Source organism: Borrelia persica No12, from assembly GCF_000500045.1.
Lineage (GTDB): Bacteria > Spirochaetota > Spirochaetia > Borreliales > Borreliaceae > Borrelia > Borrelia persica.
Genome location: NZ_AYOT01000047.1, coordinates 1 through 2,202, shown reverse-complemented (window position 1 = coordinate 2,202; position 2,202 = coordinate 1). Strand labels below are relative to the sequence as shown.

The following is a 2,202-nucleotide window of genomic DNA, read 5'->3' as shown; positions in this document are numbered from 1 at the left end:
TAAATGAGTCAATCTAGGCAATTTAATTTTTTTACTTATAATAAGGGAGATATTTATCTAACATCACGATCCCTTGATAGAAAAAAAAGTGGTTCATATTATACTCCTGATGATTTGACAGAATTTATGTCTATTGCTGCTATTGAGCATCAGCTTAGTCAAAATGTTTCTCCCTTGGATCTTAAGATTATTGATAATTCATGTGGAGCAGGTTATTTTTTGCTTTCTAGTCTTCATTATCTGACAGAAAAAGTATGGTCTGAAATAGATAAGTTTGATGATGTCAAAGATTTACTTGAACAAGAATATGAAATTACTCTGAATGAAATTAGAAAACATGGAATTTGCGATTTAGATAAGAAATTAGTTTTAAAAAGGATTTTATTGAAAAAATGCATTTATGGTGTTGATATTAGTGATATTGCTATTAACATTACAAAAATGAATCTTTGGATAGATACTTTTATTTTAGGTAGGTCTGTGAGCTTTATCAACAATAATATAAAAGTAGGCAATGCTTTGATTGGGTATACAAAGGGTGGATTTTTTACTGTTTTAGAAGAAAAATTTCAAAAAAATGTATCCTTGTGGAGCATTTTGATTAATAAAGTTGTGGGGATCGTGAAAGATGTCTATAACAGGATTCATGACATTGATGATGAGATCAAGAATTCATTAAGATTAATTTTTTCATTAATCAAAATCTATGAATTGCATTTAACAAAATCGATTAAATTTGATCAGGAGATATATCTTGATGTCTATATAGTCATAGGATTGATACAAAATATTGTAAATCAAAAAATTACTGATGAAAATCAAAAAATAATAGAAGAAGTTAAAAAAATAAGCGAATATTATAGATTTTTTCATTATGGTATAGAATTTCCTGATGTTCAAGATGGATTTCACATTGTAATCGGGAATCCTCCTTGGGAAAGAGTAGTATTTGATGAAGAGCAGTTTTTTTCGAAGTATGTTCCTGATTATAGGAAATTAAGTTTTTCTGCTCGTAATAGAGTAAGAGCAGAAATAATTAGTAGTCCATTAAATGTATTATTAAATGAAGAAAGAGATAATACAAGGAAATTAAACGCAATCTATAGAAATGATTTAGGTCGATTTTGTATTGGTGGTGATTCAAATCTTTTTAAATATTTTTTAACGTTTAACTTGTGCTTGATGGCGAAAAATGGGAATTTGACATATATGACTCCTGTGGGTTTGTGGCATGATTTTGCTTCGCAGTTGCTTAGGAAATTCATTTTTAGTAATTGTGCAGTGAATTTCATATATAATTTTGAAAACAAAAAAAGATTTACGGATCTTAGTTCCAAATTTCAGTTTTCGATTTTTCAGATTAGTAATAATAACATGTCTGAATTTACCAACTTTAAGATTAAGTTTATGATTCAGGATTCTGATCCCATTATTAAGGATATGACAGCTGATATCAAATTATCTGTTAATAATAAAAATATTGCTTACAAGGGTTTTGATTTAAGTGTATCAAAAATCAGAAAATTCTCTCCTATTTATGAATCTATAGTGAATTTTAAGAGTAATGAGGAATTTTCTTTATTTGGTAAAATGTTTAATAGATGTGATGTCTTATCTGAAGAATATATCAAATTTATAAGTGGCTTAGAGATAATATCTGAAATCAAAGAATTTTTCGAAGAAAATGTTAATAATGGTAATGAAAATGACTATGTGTTTATTTATAAGGGTGCTAATATATATCAATTTAATTCAAGATATTTTGAGCATGAGAATTCAAGAGCAAAGTCTAAATTGTTGTGGACAAGTAAGGAAAATATAGACAAGATTATACCTAATGAAAACTTAAATAATACAAATGTTTTATTTAGAAGGATATTCAGTAGTGTAGATTCACGAACTATGCTAAGTACCTTAATGCCTAAAAATTGTTATTGTGATTATTCAGTTTTTATGAGTTATGACAATAATAGAAAGACACAAATGTCCATTTATAAGAAATTGTTTATTGTATCCGTGTTTAATTCTTTGCCTTTTGATTTTTTGCTTAGAAAATTTGTAAGTCTTAATGTGACAAACTCATGTCTTTATCAGTGTCCTATGCCACAACCCAGTGAAAAGGAAATTTTAACAAATCCTGTGAATTTACTTCTTGCAATGAATGCTTGCATATTAATTGTTAAGAATAATCCAAATGATTTC

General features: G+C 27.3%; 1 protein-coding gene. It reads left to right on the top strand.

The window, feature by feature from the left end; all coding sequences use genetic code 11:
• Nucleotides 1-126: 126 nt before the first annotated feature.
• Nucleotides 127-2,202, top strand: a 2,076-nt coding sequence (locus U881_RS0100865) for a class I SAM-dependent DNA methyltransferase (RefSeq protein ID WP_200861706.1), incomplete at its 3' end; no start/stop codon positions are given.